6 protein-coding genes and 1 pseudogene are annotated in these 6,813 nt (G+C 61.8%); 2 read left to right on the top strand and 5 right to left on the bottom strand.

The window, feature by feature from the left end; all coding sequences use genetic code 11:
• The 5 genes and pseudogenes from NP534_RS24820 to NP534_RS24800 form a co-directional block, all read right to left on the bottom strand.
• Positions 1 to 159: pseudogene (locus NP534_RS24820) on the bottom strand (8-oxoguanine deaminase); the annotation flags it as partial.
• Between the two features lie 120 nt (positions 160 to 279).
• The gene (locus NP534_RS24815) at positions 280 to 966 is read right to left on the bottom strand and encodes an SDR family oxidoreductase (protein ID WP_033703357.1); all 687 of its coding nucleotides are present in this window, start codon (positions 964 to 966) and stop codon (positions 280 to 282) included.
• A gap of 370 nt (positions 967 to 1,336) precedes the next feature.
• Positions 1,337 to 1,921, bottom strand: coding sequence for an IMPACT family protein (locus NP534_RS24810; protein WP_033703355.1), 585 nt, complete (start codon positions 1,919 to 1,921; stop codon positions 1,337 to 1,339).
• Positions 1,922 to 1,930: 9 nt separating this feature from the next.
• Complete coding sequence (locus tag NP534_RS24805) at positions 1,931 to 2,593, bottom strand: TetR/AcrR family transcriptional regulator (protein ID WP_186660716.1); 663 nt, start codon at positions 2,591 to 2,593, stop codon at positions 1,931 to 1,933.
• Between the two features lie 90 nt (positions 2,594 to 2,683).
• The gene (locus NP534_RS24800; protein WP_186682074.1) at positions 2,684 to 3,601 is read right to left on the bottom strand and encodes a LysR family transcriptional regulator; all 918 of its coding nucleotides are present in this window, start codon (positions 3,599 to 3,601) and stop codon (positions 2,684 to 2,686) included.
• Between the two features lie 118 nt (positions 3,602 to 3,719).
• On the opposite strand from NP534_RS24800, the gene NP534_RS24795 reads away from it, so the two are divergent.
• On the top strand, positions 3,720 to 5,066 hold the full coding sequence (locus NP534_RS24795; RefSeq protein WP_274100464.1) for an aspartate aminotransferase family protein: 1,347 nt from the start codon (positions 3,720 to 3,722) through the stop codon (positions 5,064 to 5,066).
• Positions 5,067 to 5,139: 73 nt separating this feature from the next.
• Complete coding sequence (locus NP534_RS24790; protein ID WP_033703351.1) at positions 5,140 to 6,633, top strand: CoA-acylating methylmalonate-semialdehyde dehydrogenase; 1,494 nt, start codon at positions 5,140 to 5,142, stop codon at positions 6,631 to 6,633.
• The last annotated feature ends 180 nt before the right edge of the window (positions 6,634 to 6,813 follow it).

Here is a 6,813-nt window from a genome sequence, read left to right as displayed (position 1 = left end):
GGCATCGAACACTTGGTCGCAGGGTTGGCTGGGGCTTTCGCCAAGGGCCAGAAGCTGTGTGATACGGCCGTCTTCGATGACCAGCCCGCCACGGGCGTCGGTGTCGTTGGCGGTGAAGATGGCAAGCGGGGATTTCAACCAGATGCGGGTCGCAGGCATGGTGCCGGCTCCTCTGAAAGTGGGTTCAGGTTAGCCAGCTCAGTGTTGCCCTGTCTGCTGATCCAGGTCCGCCGCGGGGGCGAGGCATCGAGTCTACTGCCTCGCCACGCAGCTTTCAATTCACCAGGTCAGGGGCTCACCTTTGTAGTTGATGAAGCGCAGGCCGCCCTTGCCGCTTTGCGCCTTGATCTGCTCGAGCATGCCGCGGGTGCTGGTGAGTACGTCGATCTCGGCGTTCTCGCCGCCCATGTCGGTCTTCACCCAGCCCGGGTGCATGGCCAGCACGCAAAGGCCGGGGCGCTGCTGTTCGACCACGAAGCTGTTGATCATCGAGTTCAGCGCCGCCTTGCTGGCTTTGTACAGGCAGACTTCACCGCCGTCCGGCACGGTCACGCTGCCCAGGATCGAGCTCATGAAGGCCAGCACGCCGCTGCCCTCGCGAACCTGGCCGACCAGGCGCCGGGCGACGCGGATGGGCGCCACTGCGTTGGTCATGAACAGGTCACCGATGTCCTGGTTGCGGACGGTTTCCAGGTCTTGTGGCAGCGGGCCCATGACGCCGGCGTTGACGAACAGCAGGTCGAACACTTCGCCTTGCAGGCGTTGCTTCAGCCCGTCGAGCTGCGCGGTGTCATTCATCTCCAGTTGCTCGATGCGCACACCGGGGACACTGGCCAAGGCGCCGGCCTTTTGCGGGTCGCGCACCGTGGCGATGACGTTCCAGCCGTCCTCTTGCAGGCGTTGCACCAAGCCCAGGCCAAGCCCACGGGAGGCGCCGATGATGAGTGCGGTTTTTGCGGTGGCCATGTGGACGCGCTCCTTGATCGATTGCAAAAGAAAGGTATTGAGGATACTGCAGACTGGCAATTGCCGCCTTGCCCGCCTTTGGTTAATTAATGATCAGTTGCGCCAGCCCTTGTGTGGCTGGGCGTTTGGCCTGTTGGCTAACGGGTTATCCACAGGCTGTTCCACAGTTATTGTGTGCAAGCCACACGGGTTGCCGGGGCCGCCTTGTGAATCGGGTTTGGGGATAACCCTCAGAGTTTCAGTCATTTGCAGCTGTCATCAAATAGTGATCAAAATATGATCAAAGCTCTGCGGGCCTTGAAAAACCTAGCCTGCAAGAGAGTGCCCCAAGCTTATCCACAGGCAGGCCCACAGTTCATGTGCGTAATGTTCAGCGTGCTTCGAGCAGTATGCGCCCACGGCTCAGGTCGGCCAGCTGCTGTTGCAGCGCGGCCAGCTGGGCTTCACCCACCGCAATGTGCAGGTCTACGCCATTGGCGGTGAACTGTTCATCCAGCACCAGGCCGTCAGCCTCTGCCAGGCGCAGCTTCAGCAACGCCAGCTCGCTGAAGCTGCAACTGCAGGTGAATTCGCTGCGTTGCACCAACAACCGCTTGGGAGCCTGTTGCAGGCATTTATTGGCGCCGCCGCCATAGGCCCTGGCCAGGCCTCCGGTGCCCAGCTGGATGCCGCCGTACCAGCGGATCACCAGCACCACCACCTGATCGCAGTCTTGCGCTTCGATGGCCGCCAGGATCGGGCGACCGGCGGTGCCACCCGGCTCGCCATCGTCATTGCTGCGGTACTGGCCGCCCAGCTTCCAGGCCCAGCAGTTGTGGGTCGCGGCCAGGTCACTGTGGCGTTCGATGAAGCTCATCGCCTCGGCAGCACTGGTAATCGGGCCGGCGAGGGTGATGAAACGGCTTTTGCGGATTTCTTCACGAAACTCGCAGAGGTCGAGCAGGGTAGAAGGCATAAATGGCTGTCAGGCACTCGGCTTGATGCCGCACCCCTTGAGAATGATGTGGATAAGGTTGTTGCTGGCGTCTTCCATGTCTTGCTTGGTCAGGCGGCTGCGGCCGGTGACCTGGCAGATCTGCGTGGCGAAGTCGGCGTAGTGCTGGGTGCTGCCCCAGAGCAGGAAGATCAGGTGCACCGGGTCGACCGGGTCCATCTTGCCCGCTTCGATCCAGGCCTGGAACACCGCTGCCCGGCCACGGAACCACTCGCGGTAGTCGGCGCTGAAGTACTCGTTCAGGCAACTGCCGCCGCTGATCACCTCCATGGCGAAGATCCGCGAGGCCTGCGGGTTGCGCCGCGAAAACTCCATCTTGGTGCGGATGTAATGGCTCAGCGCTTCGCCCGGGTCGTCCTCGACGCTCAAGGCGTTGAAGGTGCTGTCCCACAACTCGATGATGTTGCTCAGCACGGCAATGTACAGGCCCAGCTTGTTGGTGAAGTAATAATGCAGGTTGGCCTTGGGCAAACCGGCCTTCAGGGCAATGGTGTTCATGCTGGTGCCCTTGAAGCCATGGCGGGCGAATTCGTCTTCGGCGGCCTGGATGATGGCCTGTTCGTTCTTCTGGCGGATGCGGCCGGCGGGCTTGCCCGAGGCGGAGAGGCGATGCGCTGGGACTTCAAGGGTCATGGACGATTCCGTACGGGTCAGTGGCAGCGGCTGTCGGACAAGATTACCTGCCTACGCCGAAGTGACAAGCGTTTGCGTCAGAGACTGGCATCAGCGTGTCGCAGCCAGGCTATCCAGGAAGCTCTCCAGCACCAGGTTCGGCCGCCGCCCTTTGCGTGTCACCCAACTCAGGCTCAGGTCATAGAAGCGCTGGCGGGGCTTGAGGGCACGCAGCCGGCCTTGCTGCACCCAGAAGCTGGCGTAGTGGTCTGGCAGGTAGCCGATGTAGCGCCCGGTGAGGATGAGAAACGCCATGCCTTCGCGGTCCGACGCGCTGGCCGTGCAGTGCAGCGCCTGGTAGTGGGCCTGGATATCGGCCGGCAGGCGGAAGGTTGGGGTGATGGCTTCCTGGCTGTTGAGCCTGTCGTCGTCAATCTGGTGATCGTCGGCGTAGAACAGGGGGTGGCCGACCGCGCAATACAGCAGCGAGCGCTCGCTATACAGCGGTTGGTATTCAAGGCCTGACAGGGCGATGGTCTGCGGTACCACGCCAACATGCAGACTGCCGTCGAGGACGCCGTGCTCGACCTGGCTGGGGGCGATCATGCGGATGTTGATGCGCACGTCAGGGCCGCGGTCCTTGAGCTCGGCAAGTGCATGGGTGATGCGCATGTGCGGCAGGGTCACCAGGTTATCGGTCAGCCCGATGTTCAGCTCGCCGCGCAGGTGCTGGTGCAGCCCGTTGACCTCGGTACGGAAACTCTCCAGGGCGCTGAGCAACTGCAAGGCCGAATGGTAGACCTCGCGGCCTTCCTCGGTCAGGGAAAAACCGGCACGGCCGCGCTGGCACAGGCGCAGGCCCAGGCGCTGCTCCAGGTCGTTCATCTGCTGGCTGATGGCCGAGCGGCCGATCCCGAGCACGTTCTCGGCTGCCGAGAAGCCGCCGCACTCGACGACGCTGCGGTAGATCTTCAACAGGCGAATGTCAAAATCGCTGACTTGAGCGAGTGGGTCGGGGCGTCGGCTCATTAGTTTAGTGTTGCCCTATCTGAAGATTAGAAATGCAGGCTTTTTCAGACTTTATCGCCGTGCCAATTTAGCTGCAACAACATCCATCGTTGCCTAATCGTCTTCCGAGGAACCGCCGATGAACATGCCCGAAACCGCCCACACCGGTATCGCCAGCCAGCTCAAGCTGGATGCGCACTGGATGCCCTACACCGCCAACCGCAATTTCCATCGCGACCCACGCCTGATCGTGGCGGCTGAAGGCAACTACCTTGTGGATGACAAGGGGCGCAAGATTTTCGACGCCTTGTCTGGGTTGTGGACCTGCGGTGCCGGGCATACCCGCAAGGAAATCACCGAAGCGGTAACCCGTCAGCTTGGCACCCTGGATTACTCCCCAGCCTTCCAGTTCGGCCACCCGCTGTCGTTCCAGCTGGCTGAAAAGATCACCGAGCTGACTCCGGGTGACCTGAACCACGTCTTCTATACCAACTCCGGTTCCGAGTGCGCCGATACCGTGTTGAAGATGGTGCGTGCCTACTGGCGCCTGAAAGGTCAGGCGAGCAAGACCAAGATCATCGGCCGTGCCCGCGGTTACCACGGCGTGAACATCGCCGGTACCAGCCTGGGTGGCGTGAACGGCAACCGCAAGATGTTCGGCCAGCTGCTGGACGTCGACCATTTGCCGCACACCGTGCTGCCGGTCAACGCCTTCTCCAAGGGCATGCCGGAAGAGGGCGGCATCGCCCTGGCCGACGAGATGCTCAAGCTGATCGAGCTGCACGATGCGTCGAACATCGCGGCGGTGATTGTCGAGCCGCTGGCGGGGTCGGCAGGTGTTTTGCCGCCACCGAAGGGCTACCTCAAGCGCCTGCGCGAGATCTGCACCCAGCACAACATCCTGCTGATCTTCGACGAAGTGATCACCGGTTTCGGCCGCATGGGCGCGATGACCGGTGCTGAAGCTTTCGGCGTAACGCCAGACCTGATGTGCATCGCCAAGCAGGTGACTAACGGCGCCATCCCGATGGGTGCGGTAATTGCCAGCACCGAGATCTATCAGACCTTCATGAACCAGCCCACCCCGGAATACGCGGTGGAGTTCCCCCACGGCTATACCTACTCGGCCCACCCTGTGGCCTGCGCCGCCGGCCTCGCCGCGCTGGACCTGCTGCAGAAGGAAAGCCTGGTGCAGGCCGCTGCCGAACTGTCGCCGCACTTCGAGAAGCTGCTGCACGGTGTCAAAGGCACGAAGAACGTCGTCGACATCCGCAACTACGGCCTGGCCGGCGCGATCCAGATCGCTGCCCGCGATGGTGATGCGATCGTGCGCCCTTATGAAGTGGCGATGAAGCTGTGGAAGGCGGGCTTCTATGTTCGCTTTGGTGGCGACACCCTGCAGTTCGGCCCAACCTTCAACACCCAGCCGCAGGAACTGGACCGCCTGTTCGACGCAGTGGGCGAGACCCTGAACCTGATCGATTGATCTTCGCGAATATGACGACAGGCGCGTGAGGTGATCACGCGCTTGTAACACCCCTCTTTATCTGGAGTTATGCATGAGCATTGTTCAGCACCTGATCAACGGCGAGCTGGTTACCAAGGGTGAGCGCACCGCCGATGTCTTCAATCCGTCGACCGGCCAGGCCGTGCGCAAGGTCGAACTGGCCAGCCGTGCGACCGTGCAGGAAGCCATCGACTCGGCCAAGGCGGCGTTCCCGGCTTGGCGCAACACACCGCCGGCCAAACGTGCCCAGGTGATGTTCCGTTTCAAGCAACTGTTGGAGCAGAACGAAGCACGCATCTCGCAGATGATCAGCGAAGAGCACGGCAAGACTGTGGAAGACGCTGCGGGCGAGCTGAAGCGCGGTATCGAGAACGTCGAGTTTGCTTGCGCAGCACCGGAAGTGCTCAAAGGCGAGTACAGCCGCAACGTGGGCCCGAACATCGACGCCTGGTCCGACTTCCAGCCACTGGGCGTGGTTGCCGGCATTACGCCGTTCAACTTCCCGGCCATGGTCCCGCTGTGGATGTACCCGCTGGCCATTGCCTGCGGTAACGCGTTCATCCTCAAGCCTTCCGAACGTGACCCGAGTTCGACCCTGTTCATCGCGCAACTGCTGCTGGAGGCTGGCCTGCCGAAGGGCATCCTCAACGTGGTGCACGGTGACAAGGAAGCGGTGGATGCACTGATCGAGGCCCCAGAGGTAAAAGCCCTGAGCTTCGTAGGTTCGACGCCGATTGCCGAGTACATCTATGCCGAAGGCACCAAGCGCGGCAAACGCGTCCAGGCGCTGGGTGGTGCGAAGAACCATGCCGTGCTGATGCCTGATGCTGACCTGGACAACGCCGTCAGCGCCCTGATGGGAGCTGCCTACGGTTCGTGCGGTGAGCGTTGCATGGCCATTTCCGTGGCGGTGTGCGTGGGTGACCAGGTTGCAGATGCCCTGATCGCCAAGCTGGAGCCCCAGATCAAAGCCTTGAAGATCGGTGCGGGTACTTCTTGTGGCCTGGACATGGGCCCGCTGGTAACGGCGGCTGCCCGTGACAAGGTGGTTGGCTATATCGACGACGGTGTGGCTGCTGGCGCCAAGCTGGTGGTGGACGGCCGTGGCTTCCGTGTGGCGGGTAATGAGGATGGTTACTTCGTGGGTGGCACCTTGTTCGACAAGGTGACCCCGGAGATGCGCATCTATAAAGAAGAGATCTTCGGCCCCGTGCTGTGCGTGGTGCGGGTGAATAGCCTGGAGCAGGCCATGCAACTGATCAACGATCACGAGTATGGCAACGGCACTTGCATCTTCACCCGTGATGGTGAGGCGGCGCGCCTGTTCTGTGACGAGATCGAAGTGGGCATGGTTGGTGTGAACGTGCCGCTGCCAGTACCGGTGGCTTATCACAGCTTTGGTGGTTGGAAGCGTTCGCTGTTTGGTGACCTGCATGCTTATGGGCCGGATGGTGTGCGCTTCTATACCCGCCGCAAGGCGATCACCCAGCGCTGGCCGCAGCGGGCTAGCCATGAGGCGTCGCAGTTTGCGTTCCCTAGCCTTTAAGGCGTGACGTGAAGCGGGGAGGCCGGAAGGCCTCCCCGTTTTCTATATCGAGACAGGCACCAAGGCGCCGCGCGCCTATCCCTCAGGAATAACTGGCCCGAAACAAATGTAGGAGCGAGCTCGCTCGCGATGCGCCGCGCGGGCGGCGCTCGATCTCATAGGCGCCGAAAGGGTAATGGC

The organism is Pseudomonas sp. 39004 (assembly GCF_028682155.1).
Classification (GTDB): Bacteria; Pseudomonadota; Gammaproteobacteria; order Pseudomonadales; family Pseudomonadaceae; genus Aquipseudomonas; species Aquipseudomonas capeferrum.
This window is presented reverse-complemented; position numbering and strand designations above follow the sequence as displayed.

Bases quoted from the DNA above. Each gene is read 5' to 3' on its own strand.
- NP534_RS24815 (WP_033703357.1), bottom strand. From the start codon at position 966: ATGGCCACCGCAAAAACCGCACTCATCATCGGCGCCTCCCGTGGGCTT.
- NP534_RS24810 (WP_033703355.1), bottom strand. From the start codon at position 1,921: ATGCCTTCTACCCTGCTCGACCTCTGCGAGTTTCGTGAAGAAATCCGC.
- NP534_RS24805 (WP_186660716.1), bottom strand. From the start codon at position 2,593: ATGACCCTTGAAGTCCCAGCGCATCGCCTCTCCGCCTCGGGCAAGCCC.
- NP534_RS24800 (WP_186682074.1), bottom strand. From the start codon at position 3,601: ATGAGCCGACGCCCCGACCCACTCGCTCAAGTCAGCGATTTTGACATT.
- NP534_RS24795 (WP_274100464.1), top strand. From the start codon at position 3,720: ATGAACATGCCCGAAACCGCCCACACCGGTATCGCCAGCCAGCTCAAG.
- NP534_RS24790 (WP_033703351.1), top strand. From the start codon at position 5,140: ATGAGCATTGTTCAGCACCTGATCAACGGCGAGCTGGTTACCAAGGGT.